The 15,320-nt window shown below is 66.6% G+C and carries 15 protein-coding genes and 1 tRNA gene; 11 read left to right on the forward strand and 5 right to left on the reverse strand.

Translation table 11 applies throughout. From position 1 onward, the window contains the following. Positions 1 to 18: 18 nt before the first annotated feature. The gene (locus LKD76_RS22395; RefSeq protein WP_227983364.1) at positions 19 to 1,107 is read left to right on the forward strand and encodes a hypothetical protein; all 1,089 of its coding nucleotides are present in this window, start codon (positions 19 to 21) and stop codon (positions 1,105 to 1,107) included. After that, positions 1,107 to 1,586 (forward strand): nucleoside deaminase, encoded by a 480-nt coding sequence (locus LKD76_RS22400; RefSeq protein WP_227983365.1) that lies wholly within the window; start codon positions 1,107 to 1,109, stop codon positions 1,584 to 1,586. Before LKD76_RS22395 ends, LKD76_RS22400 begins: the two co-directional genes overlap by 1 nt. Before the next feature lie 61 nt (positions 1,587 to 1,647). Here LKD76_RS22400 and LKD76_RS22405 read toward each other — a convergent pair whose 3' ends face one another. After that, positions 1,648 to 2,775 carry an XdhC family protein gene (locus LKD76_RS22405; protein ID WP_227983366.1) on the reverse strand — a complete coding sequence of 376 codons (1,128 nt, stop codon included), beginning with the start codon at positions 2,773 to 2,775 and terminating at the stop codon, positions 1,648 to 1,650. A gap of 498 nt (positions 2,776 to 3,273) precedes the next feature. On the opposite strand from LKD76_RS22405, the gene LKD76_RS22410 reads away from it, so the two are divergent. From LKD76_RS22410 to LKD76_RS22425, 4 genes are all read left to right on the forward strand, one after another. Then, on the forward strand, positions 3,274 to 3,573 hold the full coding sequence (locus tag LKD76_RS22410) for a hypothetical protein (RefSeq protein WP_227983367.1): 300 nt from the start codon (positions 3,274 to 3,276) through the stop codon (positions 3,571 to 3,573). 445 nt (positions 3,574 to 4,018) lie between these two features. Then, positions 4,019 to 4,402 carry an Rv0313 family protein gene (locus LKD76_RS22415; protein WP_227983368.1) on the forward strand — a complete coding sequence of 128 codons (384 nt, stop codon included), beginning with the start codon at positions 4,019 to 4,021 and terminating at the stop codon, positions 4,400 to 4,402. Positions 4,403 to 4,814: 412 nt separating this feature from the next. Beyond that, positions 4,815 to 5,312, forward strand: a complete 498-nt coding sequence (locus tag LKD76_RS22420) for a DUF4232 domain-containing protein (RefSeq protein ID WP_227985367.1) — start codon at positions 4,815 to 4,817, stop codon at positions 5,310 to 5,312. 14 nt (positions 5,313 to 5,326) lie between these two features. After that, positions 5,327 to 5,770, forward strand: coding sequence for a hypothetical protein (locus tag LKD76_RS22425; protein WP_227983369.1), 444 nt, complete (start codon positions 5,327 to 5,329; stop codon positions 5,768 to 5,770). Between the two features lie 183 nt (positions 5,771 to 5,953). Here the strand turns inward: LKD76_RS22425 and LKD76_RS22430 are convergent. From LKD76_RS22430 to LKD76_RS22445, 4 genes are all read right to left on the reverse strand, one after another. Continuing rightward, positions 5,954 to 6,025 (reverse strand) — tRNA-Val (locus LKD76_RS22430). 79 nt (positions 6,026 to 6,104) lie between these two features. After that, positions 6,105 to 6,569 (reverse strand): peroxiredoxin, encoded by a 465-nt coding sequence (locus tag LKD76_RS22435; RefSeq protein WP_227983370.1) that lies wholly within the window; start codon positions 6,567 to 6,569, stop codon positions 6,105 to 6,107. A gap of 79 nt (positions 6,570 to 6,648) precedes the next feature. Continuing rightward, on the reverse strand, positions 6,649 to 7,071 hold the full coding sequence (locus tag LKD76_RS22440; RefSeq protein WP_227983371.1) for a DUF3052 domain-containing protein: 423 nt from the start codon (positions 7,069 to 7,071) through the stop codon (positions 6,649 to 6,651). A gap of 198 nt (positions 7,072 to 7,269) precedes the next feature. After that, complete coding sequence (locus tag LKD76_RS22445; protein ID WP_227983372.1) at positions 7,270 to 7,827, reverse strand: Rv2240c family protein; 558 nt, start codon at positions 7,825 to 7,827, stop codon at positions 7,270 to 7,272. Positions 7,828 to 8,073: 246 nt separating this feature from the next. On the opposite strand from LKD76_RS22445, the gene aceE reads away from it, so the two are divergent. The 5 genes from aceE to LKD76_RS22470 all read left to right on the forward strand — a co-directional run bounded on the left by aceE (position 8,074) and on the right by LKD76_RS22470 (position 15,275). After that, a complete protein-coding gene (gene aceE, locus LKD76_RS22450) occupies positions 8,074 to 10,986 on the forward strand; it encodes a pyruvate dehydrogenase (acetyl-transferring), homodimeric type (RefSeq protein ID WP_372466005.1) in 2,913 nt (970 codons plus the stop codon). A gap of 285 nt (positions 10,987 to 11,271) precedes the next feature. Beyond that, complete coding sequence (locus LKD76_RS22455; protein WP_255661939.1) at positions 11,272 to 12,537, forward strand: PucR family transcriptional regulator; 1,266 nt, start codon at positions 11,272 to 11,274, stop codon at positions 12,535 to 12,537. Positions 12,538 to 12,665: 128 nt separating this feature from the next. Further along, complete coding sequence (locus LKD76_RS22460; protein WP_227983375.1) at positions 12,666 to 13,580, forward strand: ACP S-malonyltransferase; 915 nt, start codon at positions 12,666 to 12,668, stop codon at positions 13,578 to 13,580. Positions 13,581 to 13,709: 129 nt separating this feature from the next. Further along, positions 13,710 to 14,012 carry a meromycolate extension acyl carrier protein AcpM gene (gene acpM, locus LKD76_RS22465; protein WP_227983376.1) on the forward strand — a complete coding sequence of 101 codons (303 nt, stop codon included), beginning with the start codon at positions 13,710 to 13,712 and terminating at the stop codon, positions 14,010 to 14,012. A 12-nt stretch (positions 14,013 to 14,024) separates the two neighbouring features. Then, positions 14,025 to 15,275 carry a KasA/KasB family beta-ketoacyl-ACP synthase gene (locus LKD76_RS22470; RefSeq protein WP_227983377.1) on the forward strand — a complete coding sequence of 417 codons (1,251 nt, stop codon included), beginning with the start codon at positions 14,025 to 14,027 and terminating at the stop codon, positions 15,273 to 15,275. The last annotated feature ends 45 nt before the right edge of the window (positions 15,276 to 15,320 follow it).

Here is a 15,320-nt window from a genome sequence, read left to right on the forward strand (position 1 = left end):
CCGAGAGGAGAACCGATCATGACGACCACATCCAACGGCAGCGCAGTTCCGGAATTCATGCGGCCGGTCGTCGCCGACGAACCGGCGGCGAGCGCTCGCACCGTCGCCGAACAGGCGGTCCTGGCGCTGAACGCGTCCATGATCACGCTGTACGAGAGCTCCCTGGAGAAGTTCAAGCAGAACATGCTCGATCAGGTGCCGATCATCCTGGCGCTGTTCACCGGTGCGGGCGGGCAGATGATCCTGTACCGGCCGGGCCGCGAACCGGAGATCGCGCCACCGGTGCCGATCGTCTACCAGTTGGCCAAGTCCGTCGGACACAGCACGATGGCGATCTACGAGATCGTGGCGCCGTATGTGTCCAACGCGTACGCCAATCAGCTGTGGCGTCCCCCACTCGAGATGTATCGGGCACAGCATCGGACCGCGTTCGACAGCCTGGAGGCACTGGACCTGTCCGAAGAGGATCGCTCGGTGCTGCGCACGATTCTGCGGCGCAATCTGGCCTTCATGGACGAATGCCTGGCCAGGGGCGGGTACAGCTACGACGACGTCGAGAAGTTCATCCGCGAGACCGAACCCTGTTCGGCCCGGTCGATCGGCATCGGCTCGGGAGCCCAGGTCGGGCACTGGATGCAGGTCCTCGACGAGTGGAAGACAACCCTCGGCGACGACTGGGAGCGCACCTACGCGGTGAGCAACGCGCTGTACGTCGCGCGGCAGAACAACATCCTCTACAGCGTTCTGGTCCAATTCATGGGCACCGAGGCGATGGGCGACCGGCTGTTGCTCGTCGAGACGACGGAATTCGAGACCACACCCGAGAAATTGCTCGACGTCCTCGGCCGCATCGTCGCCGACCGTTCATTGGGGATGGTCTTCTTCCGCGACTACTACCTCATGGACGTCGAACTCCTCGGTGGCGGCGGCCGGGCGGCGATCGAACGCGAAATGGCCGCGCGCGGAAAGGAAGCCGTACTGCCGAGCCTGGCGCCGTTCCGTTCCGACGACTGGCCGTGGAAGACCGATCCGGATAAGGGAACCGGCCCGGCGCGGCTGGAGGATGCCGTCGCGGGCTGCCCGATCCGTCCCGAGCCGGTGCGCTGATGCCGGGTACTACGGATTACGCCCAGCGCACCATCGACATCGCTCGCGGCAGTGTCGCCGAGGGCGGACCGCCGTTCGGTTCCGTCATCGTCAAGGACGGTGAAATCCTCGCCGAGGGCATCAATTGTGTTGCCCGGACTCATGATCCGACCGATCACGCCGAGATTCGCGCCATCCGCGAGGCGTGCCGGAAGCTGGGCACGCAGTATCTGACCGGATGTTCGGTCTACGCCATCGCCCATCCCTGCCCGATGTGCCTGGCGGCGTTGTATCACTGCGCGCCGGACGAAGTCGTCTTCCTGGCCACCCGCGAGGACACCGCGCCGTACCTGGCCGGCCACAAGGACAAGTACTTCGAACCGAGCACCTTCTATGCCGAGTTCGCCGAGCCGTGGAATCAGCGACGGCTGCCGATGCGCTACCAACCCCGCGCGGACGCCGTCGAGGTGTACAAGGTGTTTCGAGATTGCCAGCGGTGACCCCCAGCGGCGGATTCGCGGATTCGACTCCCGCGGCGGGGCGCCCCTGGCCGGGCGGCGCTCACGATATGCGGTCGTGGTGGATTCGCCCCTCGATGTCGGCCAGCCGGCGACCGCCGCCGCCACGGTTGCCGGCGATGATCTCCGCGGCGATCGACACCGCGGTCTCCTGCGGCGTGCGCGCACCGAGGTCGAGGCCGATCGGGCCGCGGAGCCGGCCCAGCTCGGTATCGGTGAGTCCCGCGGCGCGTAGGCGGCGCAGCCGATCCGCATGGGTGCGCCGCGAACCCATCGCACCCACATAGCCGCCCCCGCGTAGCCGCAGCGCCACCCGCAGTACCGGCACGTCGAACTTCGGGTCGTGGGTCAGTACGCAGATCACGGTGCGGGCATCGAGGGCGCCCTGCCGCGCCTGCCCGGCGAGATAGCGATGCGGCCAGTCGACGACGACTTCGTCGGCGGCCGGGAAACGGTCCGCAGTGGTGAACCTCGGCCGGGCATCGCAGACCGTCACCCGGTATCCCAGCAGCGCGCCCTGGTGCGCCAGCGCGGCGGCGAAGTCGATCGCTCCGAAGATCACCATCCGCGCCCGGGGCCCATAACTGCCGACGAACACCTCCATCCCGCTGTCCTGGCACAGACCGTCCCCACCACAGCGGATGACACCGCTGTGGTGGGCGTCCAGCAGTCCGCGGATCCGGCCCGCGACGACACCGTCGACTCCGGCCGATCCGAGCGATCCGGTGACCGAATCCGGGGTGACGACCAGCCGCCGGCCCAGTCCGCCGGACTCCGGAGCCGCGATGACCGTGGCCACCGCGGTCGGCCGGTCCGCGGCGATATCGTCGGCGACGGCCTGCAACTGCGGGAACGTCTGCCGCGATACCGGCTCCGCGAAGATGTCGATCTCACCCCCGCAGGTCAGCCCGGCCACGAACGGATCCTCGTCACGGGCCCGGTAACTCTCCAATCGCGGTCGCCCGCCCCGCGCCACGTCGACGGCCAGCTCGTAGACGGCCGCTTCCACACAACCACCCGACACCGACCCTGCGACGCTGCCGTCGGGAGCCACCACCATCACCGCACCGGCCGGTCGCGGCGACGACCCCCGCGTGCGAACCACCGTGGCGACACCGGCGGTGCCACCCGATCGCCAGATCGACGTCAGTTCCGCCAGCACGTCGCGCACGGCCGCACGCACCCTTCGGTCGTGGCCGCTGCCATCGACTGTGGTAACCGCATTCTTGAATCATGCGCCGCATCGGCACAGTGCGCGGCTGTTATGAGGGAGGTTCCCCGAGGGCTCGAACCCGTGCCGCCGCAGCGCCGGCCCGGCGTGGCTCACCTGCACTGCCGATGCCGCTGGGGCTTCTGATGACACCGGCACTCGATCATGCGACAGCATCGCGAGCCCAGGTCGCGCGGTGCCGGGCAGCCGGCCCCGATGCGGAATCCGGTCCGCCGCAGGCCTATCCGAAGTATCGGAGAAGAAAACTGAACATTTGATCATTCAATTTTCGATCGAAATGAAGATCAAATCGTGTTACCTCGGCAAAATATCGAGTTCGCCAGTTGTTAACGGTGACCATTCCCACAGTAACGAAAGTGGATTTACAGATTTCACCTTCATATATTTGGTGGTGCGCCGTGATGGCGTCGTTATCCATCTGTGAAAGGAAATCAGTACATGGTCTCTCGCAAGATCCTTGCCGCCACCGCCCTCTCCGCCGGCGCCCTGTTCTTCGGCCCGGTCGCTATGGCCTCCGCTGCCGCACCCTCCGCCGACGCGGCTCCGAGCGCCCCCTCGGACCTGGGCTCGGGTTCGGCCGATACCGGCTCTTCCTCGGGTTCTGCGGGATCGTCCTCCGGCTCCGCCATGCTCGACTCCGGCAGCTCGGCCCTCGACGAGGGCACCTCCACCATCGACAACATCATCACCGCGATCACCGGCATCGGCGACCTGGCCCAGCCCAAGCCCGCCCCCTGATCCGGCTCCGGCGGACCCCACTTCGTTCTTGCCGGCTCTCGGGACCAACTCCCCGCGTGCTGATGCGCTTCGCGCCGGCGAGTACGGATTCACGGTCCATTGCCATAAATTCGCCATATTCAGAACAGTCGATCTCCGTGTCGAGTTGCCGCAGCAGGCAAACTCTGACGATCACGTTATCCGCTAGCGAGATAACTCTCCGCGATGGGCGTCCGAGTCTTCTGCGACACGGAGTTTCGCACGATTCACAGAACAATCGCCGGACCACACGACCTCTCCCGAGGCGTTCGAAACACCCGGCGATGCGGCGAGCGGGTGCGCGGGCTCCCCCCCGAGAGCCCACCGGCACTCATCCCCGTGTTCACGCAGCGTCGGGCGTGGCGAAGTCGGGGCTTGGCGAGGACACTGAAGGCATATCGCCGAATTCGTCTTCAGGAGCAATGTGATGGCACCCGACAGGCCTTTCGGAATCGACCCGGAAGAATTCGAACGCGCGTTACGGGAGGCGGGGATCGACGTCCGCGACCTCCTCGGACGAGCCGGCGAGTACATCGACCGCGCCGGCGGGACGACACTGTCGTCGCTGCTCGGTGGGTTCGTCCAACCCGCACGTCCGCGGCCCCCGGCGCCGGAAGGTGAGACGACAGGCCAGACCGGCAGCGGGGTGTGGGTCATCTACAGCGTCGACGACACCGGCGAGGCCCGGGTCGAGCAGGTTTTCCCGAGCGAGCTCGAAGCCCTGCGCGCACACCGCGACAACACCGATGAGCGCCGGCGAGTGCGATTCCTGCCCTACGGCGTCCCGGTAACAGCGCTGGACACCCCCTGACCCGAGCCGCCCGCCACTCAGGGCAGGGCGCAGGTCCACTCGGAGGCCACCGCCTGTATTCGATCGATCAGTGCACCGGTGGTGGACCACAGGACCGTGTACCTGTCGACAACGCTTCATTCGGTCAGTTCGGGCGAACAAGCTTTGCTTCTACCTCGGCCAACCGTTGCCTCAGCCGGACCGACCGTCGGGGTGTTGCTCTGGGCGACTGCTGGCCACAGCGCGATGCCTCCGACACAAGCGCCCGGGCCGCCATCTCGGCGGAGATGTTCAGCCGCAGCGCGAGGCCTGTCGGTGAACGACGTGAGCATCGTCTCGTCGTCGACCGCGACCGGCGCACCCACCGCATGACATACGGTCGGTTTGAGTCCTGAATCATATTGCGTGGGAAGGAGCTTCGACGGTGACGAAGATGATGAAGCGAACGATGGCGGTGGCGGCGGCGATTCCGGCGATGTTCGTGGTTCCGGCGATCGGTTCCGCGCAGCCACCGGTATGTGCCGCCGGTATGTTGAACGCGACCACCCAGCAGGACGGGGCGCCCACCCCCACCGGGCAGAACAAGCTGCGGATCGTGCTCGCGAACACGTCCGCGCAGAGCTGCCTGGTGCAGGGCTATCCGAGCATCGACTTGACCGGCCCCGACGATCCGACGTTCGGCCCGACCTATTCGCTGCCACGCCAGGACACCGGTTTCGCGCCCGTAGAGGTCGCGCCGGGCTCCGCCGTGAGCAGCGAACTCACCTATCTGGCCGACGGACCGGGCGGCTGGACGCCCCACACGATCGTCGTGACCCCGCCCGACACCACCGCCCGGTTGCAGGTGGCGTGGCCCCAGGCCGGCAGTGTCTCGCGCCAAGACGGCGCCACCCATCCGGGCACTTACATCGGTCCCTTGCGTCCGGCCTGATCAGCGACACGGTCGTGCGCGTCGCGTTCGCCGCGATCTACTCGTCGGCGAGCGCGGCAGCACAGCCGGACCCCGTGCATGATGGATCCACCCCGGGCGGCATCACCCACACCTGCTCAGATCCGCCCGGCGCGACAGGCGGACAGGAGTGTGAGGCGTTGCGCCCCAACGATGCCGATGAGGTGATCCGGGTGCTGACCGAGGTGATCGACATCGTCGCGCGGCCGGACACCGACGTGACCTGGTCCGGATACGACACCCCCGAAGAGGCGGCGGCCGAACTGCGTGACCTGATCGACCGGATCCGCGACCCCAGGACGGCCCGGTCCGCCGTCCGCGAGATTTCCCTGCTGTTTCTGCCTACCGGCGCGCTTCAGGAGATCGCGATCAGCAGCGGCTGGGGCAACACCTATCTGACTCTGGCAGAGCGCATGGACCGCGCCCTGGCCGCGGGCTGAGCCTGTCCGCGGAGTCTTCCCCGGGTGGGGTCGGTACCCCGATCCGGTCGACACAGACCCGCGCCTCGCCGACAGCCACCGGGAGAAGGTCCGGAACATCCTCGGCTGAGCCGCGAGCCCCATGAATGCCCCGCGATTTCGACGTGGGGCAAATTACAGGCGATCCGATCTGCACAAACTGGGTGGGCGCAGAGGGGTTCGAACCCCCGACCGCTGGTGTGTAAAACCAGTGCTCTACCACTGAGCTATACGCCCGGACTCCACCGGCCGGGCAAGGCGGTGAAGATGGTGTCTGCCGTGCGATCCCGGGGTGACCGGGACCTTGCGCGGCGGTTTAAGAATCTAACGCAGTGAGCGCTTTCTCCCAAGCCGCCTGGTCACGGGGCTCTCCGGGGCCGTTCATCTCCGCGAAACGGATGATTCCGTCCTTGTCGACGACGAAGGTGCCGCGGTTGGGGAAACCGGACTTGTCGTTGAAGACACCGTAGGCCTGTGTGACTGCGCCGTGCGGCCAGAAGTCGGACAACAGGGGGAAGGTGTAGCCCTGTTCGGCCGCCCAGATCTTGTGGGTGGGCGGCGGGCCGACGGAGATGGCAAGGATCTCGGCGTTGTCGTTCTGGAACTTCGGCAGCTCGTCGCGAACCTTGCACAGCTCGCCCTGACAGATGCCGGTGAACGCCAGCGGGTAGAACACGATCAGGACATTCTTGTGGCCCCGGTAATCGGCGAGGCTCACTTCCTGATTGTTCTGATCCTTGAGCGTGAAATCCGGTGCGGCCGTGCCTACTTCGAGCGGCATGCGCAGTCCTCCTGTCTTCGACGGCGGGCTGTTCCCGAACTCGGTGGCCGCCCCTGCGAAACCTTAGTCACGCGATGGATCAGCGCTGCTTCGAGGGCGTCTTCGGCTGCATCAGCTTGGTGCCTGTCCAGGTACCGAGGCTCACCGGGGTGGTCGATGTCAGCCCCGCGGTGGGGGCGGACTCGGCGATCTCACTGGGATCGACATGGCCGGGCTCACCGGTCTTCGGGGTGAGCACCCACACCACACCGTCCTCGGCGAGCGGGCCGATGGCATCCATCAGCTCGTCCACCAGATCACCGTCACCGTCGCGCCACCACAGCAGCACGACGTCGATCACCTCGTCGGTGTCCTCATCCAGGAGCTCGGATGCGATCTCTTCCTCGATGGACGAACGCAGTTCGTCCGACGTGTCTTCGTCCCAGCCCAGCTCCTGAACCGCCATGCCGTGGGAAATGCCAAGCTTCTGAGCGTAGTTCTGCGCGTCCGCCGCGGCGACCACGGTGGTGTCCTCCTCAACTCCCGACAACAGATAGTTGCAAGCGAACATGGTTATCGGCCGCAACGCAAGCCGATCCGGCTAAATAACTTCCGAAATGTCGCGGATGAAGGCATCGCGGCGAACCGTGCAGATTCGTCGTCCAGCCCCCTGAGCGGGGACGGCGCACCCTCATCCGTTCCCCGGACCCCACCGCGACGGCTATCGCGCGGGGCATGCGGTCCGGACCGCGTTGAGTGCGTCGTTGACCCGCTTGCTGGCGTCGTTGAGCAAACCGACCGGCGCCGTATAGGTCATCTTGCGCGATTCGGTGGCCAATTCGCGTGCGGCGTTGACGTATTCGGTGAGCTTCTGCGCCAGATCGGGCGGTAGCGCCTCCCCGGAACCGCCGACCCGGCCCTCCACGGTGCGCGCGGCGTCCTCGAGCGTCTGCGCGGCGGCATCGCGCTTGGCGTCCTGGTCGGGCGCGTTCGCATCGTGCGCGTCGACGAAGTCGTTGTACTTCGTCACCGCTCCGCCGGTGGTCTCCCGGAACGGGGTGCAGTTGTCGCCCACCGCCTTCGTCTGGGCGGCGGCCTGCTTCGACGAGCTGGCCGCGGCCGCGGAGGCGACCATCTCGGTCCGATACGCCGCGGCGTCGGCCTGGTTCACGGTCGCAGTACCTTGGACAGCAGTGGAGCATCCCGCCACCACCAGCCCGGTGCCGACCGCCAAGGCCGCACACATCAGCCCGAACCCACGTGGGTTCAGCAGTTTCATCGTCCTCCCCGCTTCTCGAGCAGTCGAAAAGATGTCGTTCGGCCGATCGGCCATCGGGCATCACAGCCTAGCGAACGGTACTGGATTTACGGCTGAGATGATGACCTGGGACGCATCATCGACAAGGATGTGAGGTGCGCCCCAAACCGTGAGCGACGGATGGCCCGCACACCAGCGCGGCCGTCCGGGGTTAGAGCCATCAGCTTGTCCACCCCTGTACGAGGAGCATTGATTTTGACCGACCTGATGCACCCGATTTCGTCAAGTTCCGCATCCGATCCCGACGAGGCCGCGAACAGCAACGGTTCCGCCGACCAGTCGGCCCACGCCCGACCGGCAGGGGCGCGTGTGCGGGTGATCCGCGAGGGGGTGGCGTCATACCTACCGGACATCGACCCGGAGGAGACCAGCGAATGGCTGGACTCGTTCGACGAGATGCTCGAGCGCGAGGGCCCCGGCCGCGCGCGCTATCTGATGCTGCGCCTGCTCGAGCGCGCCGGTGAACGTCACGTCACCATTCCGGCGTTGACCTCCACCGACTACGTCAACACCATTCCCACCGAGAACGAGCCCTGGTTCCCCGGCGACGAGGAAGTCGAGCGCCGGTACCGCGCGTGGATCCGCTGGAATGCCGCGGTGATGGTGCACCGCGCACAGCGGCCCGGCATCGGTGTGGGCGGGCACATCTCGACCTACGCGTCGTCGGCGGCGCTCTACGAGGTCGGGTTCAACCACTTCTTCCGCGGTAAGGACCACCCCGGCGGCGGCGACCAGATCTTCATCCAGGGTCACGCCTCCCCCGGTGTCTACGCCCGCGCCTACCTCGAGGGCCGGCTGACCGAGCAGCAGCTCGACGGGTTCCGTCAGGAGTACAGCCACGGCGGTCCCGGCCACGGCCTGTCGTCGTATCCGCATCCGCGGCTGATGCCCGACTTCTGGGAATTCCCGACCGTCTCGATGGGTCTGGGCCCGATGAACGCCATCTACCAGGCCCGGTTCAACCACTACCTGCACGACCGGGGTATCAAGGACACCTCCGATCAGCACGTGTGGGCGTTCCTCGGTGACGGTGAGATGGACGAGCCGGAGTCGCGCGGCCTGATCCAGGTGGCCGCCAACGAGGCTCTGGACAATCTGACCTTCGTCATCAACTGCAATCTGCAGCGCCTCGACGGCCCGGTGCGCGGTAACGGCAAGATCATCCAGGAGCTGGAGTCGTTCTTCCGCGGCGCCGGCTGGAATGTCATCAAGGTCATCTGGGGCCGTGAGTGGGATGCGCTGCTGGGCGCCGACCGCGACGGTGCGCTGGTCAACCTGATGAACTCCACCCCCGACGGTGACTACCAGACCTACAAGGCCAACGACGGCGCCTACGTCCGCGAGCATTTCTTCGGTCGCGATCCGCGCACCAAGGAACTGGTCAAGGGCCTGACCGATCAGCAGATCTGGAATCTCAAGCGCGGCGGCCACGACTATCGCAAGATCTACGCCGCCTACGCGGCGGCGCTGTCGCACCAGGGCAAGCCGACGGTGATCCTGGCCAAGACCATCAAGGGTTACGGCCTGGGCAAGCATTTCGAGGCCCGCAACGCCACGCACCAGATGAAGAAGATGACCCTGGACGATCTGAAGGCGTTCCGCGATGTGCAGCGCATCCCGATCACCGACGCCCAGCTCGAGGCCGATCCGTATCTGCCCCCGTACTACCACCCGGGTATGGAGTCGCACGAGATCGGCTACATGCTCGATCGGCGGCGGACACTCGGCGGCTATCTGCCCGAGCGGCGCTCGGTGGCCAAGCCGCTGCAGCTGCCCGGCGACGCGCCCTACGCCTCCGTGCGCAAGGGTTCGGGTAAGCAGAACGTCGCGACCACGATGGCGTTCGTGCGGCTGATGAAGGAACTGCTGCGCGACAAGAACATCGGCGATCGCATCGTCCCCATCATCCCGGACGAGGCCCGTACCTTCGGCATGGACTCGTGGTTCCCCTCGCTGAAGATCTACAACCGCAACGGCCAGCTCTACACCTCGGTCGACGCGGAACTGATGCTGGCCTACAAGGAGAGCCAGATCGGTCAGATCCTGCACGAGGGCATCAACGAGGCCGGTTCCACGGCGTCGTTCACCGCGGCCGGCACCTCCTACGCCACCCACGGCGAGCCGATGATCCCGCTCTACATCTTCTATTCGATGTTCGGCTTCCAGCGCACCGGCGACGGCCTGTGGGCCGCGGCCGACCAGCTGGCTCGCGGATTCGTCCTCGGCGCCACCGCCGGGCGGACCACGCTCACCGGTGAGGGACTGCAGCACAACGACGGTCACTCGTTGCTGCTGGCCTCGACCAACCCGGCCGTGGTCGCCTACGATCCGGCGTTCGCCTTCGAGATCGCGCACATCGTGCGTGACGGCCTGCGCCGGATGTACGGCGGCGGGAAGCCTCAGCTCGGGCCTGGCGGCACTCTCGCCTCCGAGGTGCCCGGAACCCATCCGGTGCTGAAGAACGACGTCTTCGGCGGCGAGAACGTCTTCTACTACATCACCCTCTACAACGAGCCGTATCAGCAGCCGGCCGAACCGGACGATCTGGATATCGACGGTCTGCTGAAGGGGATCTATCTGTACCGACGCGGCAGTGCCGGTGACGTGCGCGCCCAGATCCTGGTCGCGGGCGTGACGATGCCGGACGGCCTGCGTGCCCAGGAACTGCTGGCTCAGGACTGGGGTGTGCAGGCGGACGTGTGGTCGGTGACGTCCTGGAGCGAGCTGCGCCGGGAGGCGTTGGCCAAGGAGATCCACGCGCTGCGGCATCCGGAGGCCGGAACCGAGCTCCCGTACGTGACCCAGGCGCTGTCGCAGGCGCAGGGGCCGTTCGTGGCCGCATCGGACTGGATGCGGGCGGTGCCGGATCAGATCCGCAAGTGGGTTCCGGGTGACTACACCACACTGGGCACCGACGGATTCGGGTTCTCCGATACTCGCCCGGCGGCCCGGCGGGTGTTCAACGTCGACGCCGAATCCATCGTTCTCGCGGCTCTGGAGGCCCTGGGACGTACGGGCGGGATCGATCCGGCGGTGGTCGCGCAGGCCGCGGCACGCTACCGGATCGATGACGTCGACGCCGCACCGAAATCGGTGAGCACCGAAGACCAACTCGCGTGACCCGCCGGGGCGCGATCGGCGGCACCGGGCGTCCACGCCCGGACGGTGACCTCCAGGCCCGCCGCGCGCCGATCGCACCCCGGCTCCGGGCGGAGCCGATCGCACCCCGGTTCCGGGCGGAGCCGATCGCACCCCGGCTCCGGGCGGGGACTTCGGGCGCGACATCGCGCCCTTACCGGGGGGTTGCGGATTCCCACCAGCGCGATGACGGAATATTGAACAGTGGAACGTAAACCGCCGCGGCCTCGCCGGGTCTCCGAGGGGTCGTCCGAGCACGAGGTCTACCTGCCGACCGGGGCCCTGTCCCCGAATCGGCAAACCCGCGATCCGCTGCCGGATACCCTGCTCAAAAGGGTGAAGCAGTTCTCCGGGCGGCTGTCCACCGAGGCCATCGCCTCGATGGAGGACCGGCTACCGTTCTTCGGTGATCTCGATGCCGCCCAGCGTGCGGGTGTCCAGATGCTGGTGCAGACCGCGGTGGTCAACTTCCTGGAGTGGCTGCAGGATCCGGAAAGCGATATCCGATTCAGCCTCGACGCCTTCCAGGTGATCCCACAGGATCTGGCCCGCCGGCTCACGCTGCGCCAGACCGTGGACATGGTCCGGGTCGCGATGGAGTTCTTCGAGCAGTGGCTACCGGCACTGGCGCGCAACGACCGGCAGCTGGTGGCGCTCACCGAGGCGGTACTGCGTTACGGCCGGGAGCTCGGCTTCGCGGCGGCCTCGGTGTACGCCAGCGCGGCCGAATCACGTGGCGCCTGGGATACCCGGCTGGAAGCGCTGGTGGTCGACGCGGTGGTCCGCGGCGACACCGGCCCGGAGATGCTCTCCCGCGCCGCCACGCTCAACTGGGATGCCACCGCGGCCGCGACCGTATTGGTCGGGACGCCGCCGAAAGACCAAGTGGCCGTGGTGAGTTCGGTGCACACCGCCGCCACCCGGCACGGTCGCGCGGCGCTGGCGGTGGTGCAGGGCTCGCGGCTGGTCATGGTGGTCAGCGGCAATCTCGGCGATACCGGGTATCCGTCACCGTTCCTGATGGATCTGCTCGCCGAGGCCTTCTCCGACGGTCCGGTGGTCATCGGGCCGACCATGCGGACCCTGTCCGCGGCGCACGTCAGCGCGGTGGAGGCGATGGCCGGAATGGAGGCCGTGGTCGGCTGGCGGGCGGCGCCGAGACCGGTGCACGCGGCCGAATTGCTGCCCGAACGAGCCCTCCTCGGTGACCGGGCTGCGATCGACGCTCTCAACGAGTATCTTGTGCTACCGTTGGCCGCCGCTGGGTCGGCCCTGTCGGACACCCTCGACGCCTACCTCGACTGCGGTGGAGCCGTCGAGACATGTGCCCGCCAGCTGTTCGTTCATCCAAATACGGTCCGCTATCGACTCAAGCGCATCGCCGAAGTCACCGGCCGTGATCCGATGAATCCGCGTGATGCCTACGTGCTCCGAATCGCGGCCACAGTAGGTCGTTTGACACGAACCCGTAACGAAACGTCAACATCCGCCCCAGACGACTCATCGGTAACTTTCTCCGAGGATCGACTGTAACGGATACCAGGAATCGGTCGATCGCGACAACCCACGTGGCTTTTTGTGGGGTCCGCACAAAAGCGGTCCGGAAACCTCATCGGCGTCGACATCTCCACGGAGCCCTCTCACGGTGTTTTGTTAGAGACGTGATCGCGTTGTTCGCCCCAGGACAGGGCTCCCAGACACCCGGCATGCTCGCGCCATGGCTCGATCTTCCCGGCGCGCGGGACCGTCTCGAATTGTGGTCCAAGGCTTCCGGCCTGGATCTGCTGCAACTCGGCACCACCGCCACCGCGGAGGAGATCACCGATACCGCGGTGACCCAGCCGCTCGTGGTGGCCGCCGCGCTGCTGGCTTTCGCGGAGATGCCGCACGATTCGATTCCGGCCGATACCATCGTCGCCGGACATTCGGTCGGCGAGCTCGCCGCCGCCGCCGTCGCCGGCGTCATCTCCCCCGATGACGCGGTGAAACTCGCCGCGATCCGCGGTGCGGAGATGGCCAAGGCCTGTGCGTTGGTTCCGACCGGCATGTCCGCCGTGCTCGGTGGTGACGAAGCCGCCGTGCTCGACCGGCTCGCCGAACTCGATCTCGTTCCGGCCAACCGCAACGCGGTGGGTCAGATCGTGGCGGCAGGCCGGCTGGATGCGTTGGCGGAACTCGCCGCGAACCCGCCCGAGAAGGCGCGTGTTCGTGCCCTGCCCGTCGCCGGGGCCTTCCACACGTCGTTCATGGCACCTGCCCAGGACGCTGTGACGGAAGCCATCTCCCAGATGGTGCCCGGCGAACCGACCCGGACTCTGCTGTCGAACTACGATGGCAAGCCGGTCACCTCGGGCAAGGACGCCATCGAAAAGCTCGCCGCACAGGTGACCCGGCCGGTCCGGTGGGATCTGTGCACCGAGACCGTTCGCGCGGCAGGAGTTGCCGCGGTGGCCGAGCTGCCACCGGCCGGAACTCTGGTCGGCATCGCCAAGCGGGAGCTGAAAGGCACCCCGAATCTGGCGCTGAAGACCCCCGAGAACATCCCCGCGTTTGTCGAGCTTTCGGCAACCGGCTAGCTTTCCTCGCGGTTCGCAGTGACGCGGCCGTGAGCGGGCGGGCGAAACATTTGCCCACCTCGTACCGAAGAAATAAACGGACCTCCGAATCAATCGGACCCTACGGAAGATCAAGAAGGGAGCCACGAAGTGGCCGCTCTGACCCAGGAACAGATCGTCGAAGAGCTCGGCAAGATCATCGAAGAGGTGACCGGCATCGAGCCCTCAGAGGTGACGATCGAGAAGTCTTTCGTCGATGACCTGGACATCGACTCGCTGTCGATGGTCGAAATCGCGGTGCAGATGGAAGACAAGTACGGCGTCAAGATTCCGGACGAGGACCTCGCCAGCCTGAAGACCGTCGGCTCCGCGGTCGCCTACGTCCAGAAGCTCGAGGCCGAGAACTCCGAGATGGCCGAGGCGCTCAAGGCCAAGTTCGGCAACGCCGAGTAAAGGGCCGGTACCGTGACCACTCCTTCCACCTTGAACGGGAACTTCCCGAACGTAGTCGTCACCAGTCTCGCGGCGACCACGTCGATCGCGGGTGACGTCGATGCGACGTGGAAGGGACTCCTCAACGGCGAGAGCGGTATCGACGTTCTCGAGGATTCCTTCATCGAGGAATACGACCTCCCGGTCCGCATCGGCGGTCACCTGAAGGTTTCGCCGGACACCTTGCTCAGCCGAGTCGAGATCCGCCGCATGGCTTATGTCGAGCGGCTGGCCACGGTCCTGGGCCGCGAGGTGTGGAAGAACGCCGGCAGCCCCGAAGTCGACCCCGAACGCCTCGCCGTGGCGATCGGCACCGGTCTCGGCGGCGGCGACGCGCTCATCGACTCGGTGGACAAGCTGAAGAACGGTGGCTACCGCAAGATCTCGCCGCTGGCCGTTCAGATGGTCATGCCGAACGGGCCGTCCGCTGTCGTGGGCCTCGAATTGGGGGCCAAGGCGGGAGTGGTCACCCCGGTCTCGGCATGTTCGTCGGGATCGGAAGGCATCGCCAACGCGTGGCGGATGATCGTCATGGGCGATGCCGACATGGTCGTCACCGGCGGTGTCGAGGGCTACATCTCCGATGTGCCGATCGCGGCGTTCTCCATGATGCGCGCGATGAGCACCCGCAACGACGACCCCAAGGGCGCGTCGCGACCGTTCGACAAGGATCGTGACGGCTTCGTCTTCGGCGAGGCCGGTGCACTGATGGTCGTCGAGACCGAAGAGCACGCCAAGGCACGCGGGGCCACCATCCACGCCCGCCTGCTGGGTGCCGGCATCACCTCCGACGGCTTCCATCTGGTCGCCCCGGATCCCACAGGTGCCGGTGCGGCGCGCGCCATGGAGCGCGCCATGCGGACCGCCGGACTGACCAGGTCCGACATCACCCACATCAACGCGCACGCGACCGCCACCCCCATCGGGGACACCGCGGAAGCGAACGCGATCCACAAGGCCGTGGGCAAGCACGCCTCGGTCTACGCGCCCAAGTCCGCCCTGGGCCACTCGATCGGTGCCGTGGGCGCCCTCGAGTCGGTACTCACAGTGCTCAGCATTCGCGACGGCATCGTTCCGCCCACGCTGAACCTGGAGAACCAGGATCCGGAGATCGACCTGGATGTCGTGCACGGTGAGGCTCGACGCCAGGACATCGAGTACGCGATCAACAACTCGTTCGGCTTCGGTGGCCACAACGTGGCACTGACCTTCGGACGGTACTGATCCGGCTCGGTCGACAACGTAAGTCGACAACTTCAGCGAACCCGG

This window comes from Nocardia spumae, assembly GCF_020733635.1.
Taxonomy (GTDB): domain Bacteria; phylum Actinomycetota; class Actinomycetes; order Mycobacteriales; family Mycobacteriaceae; genus Nocardia; species Nocardia spumae.

Coding starts and splice junctions, on each gene's coding strand:
- LKD76_RS22415 (WP_227983368.1), top strand. CDS start 4,019: ATGGCACCCGACAGGCCTTTCGGAATCGACCCGGAAGAATTCGAACGC.
- LKD76_RS22400 (WP_227983365.1), top strand. CDS start 1,107: ATGCCGGGTACTACGGATTACGCCCAGCGCACCATCGACATCGCTCGC.
- LKD76_RS22445 (WP_227983372.1), bottom strand. CDS start 7,827: ATGAAACTGCTGAACCCACGTGGGTTCGGGCTGATGTGTGCGGCCTTG.
- LKD76_RS22395 (WP_227983364.1), top strand. CDS start 19: ATGACGACCACATCCAACGGCAGCGCAGTTCCGGAATTCATGCGGCCG.
- LKD76_RS22410 (WP_227983367.1), top strand. CDS start 3,274: ATGGTCTCTCGCAAGATCCTTGCCGCCACCGCCCTCTCCGCCGGCGCC.
- LKD76_RS22420 (WP_227985367.1), top strand. CDS start 4,815: ATGATGAAGCGAACGATGGCGGTGGCGGCGGCGATTCCGGCGATGTTC.
- LKD76_RS22435 (WP_227983370.1), bottom strand. CDS start 6,569: ATGCCGCTCGAAGTAGGCACGGCCGCACCGGATTTCACGCTCAAGGAT.
- aceE (WP_372466005.1), top strand. CDS start 8,074: ATGCACCCGATTTCGTCAAGTTCCGCATCCGATCCCGACGAGGCCGCG.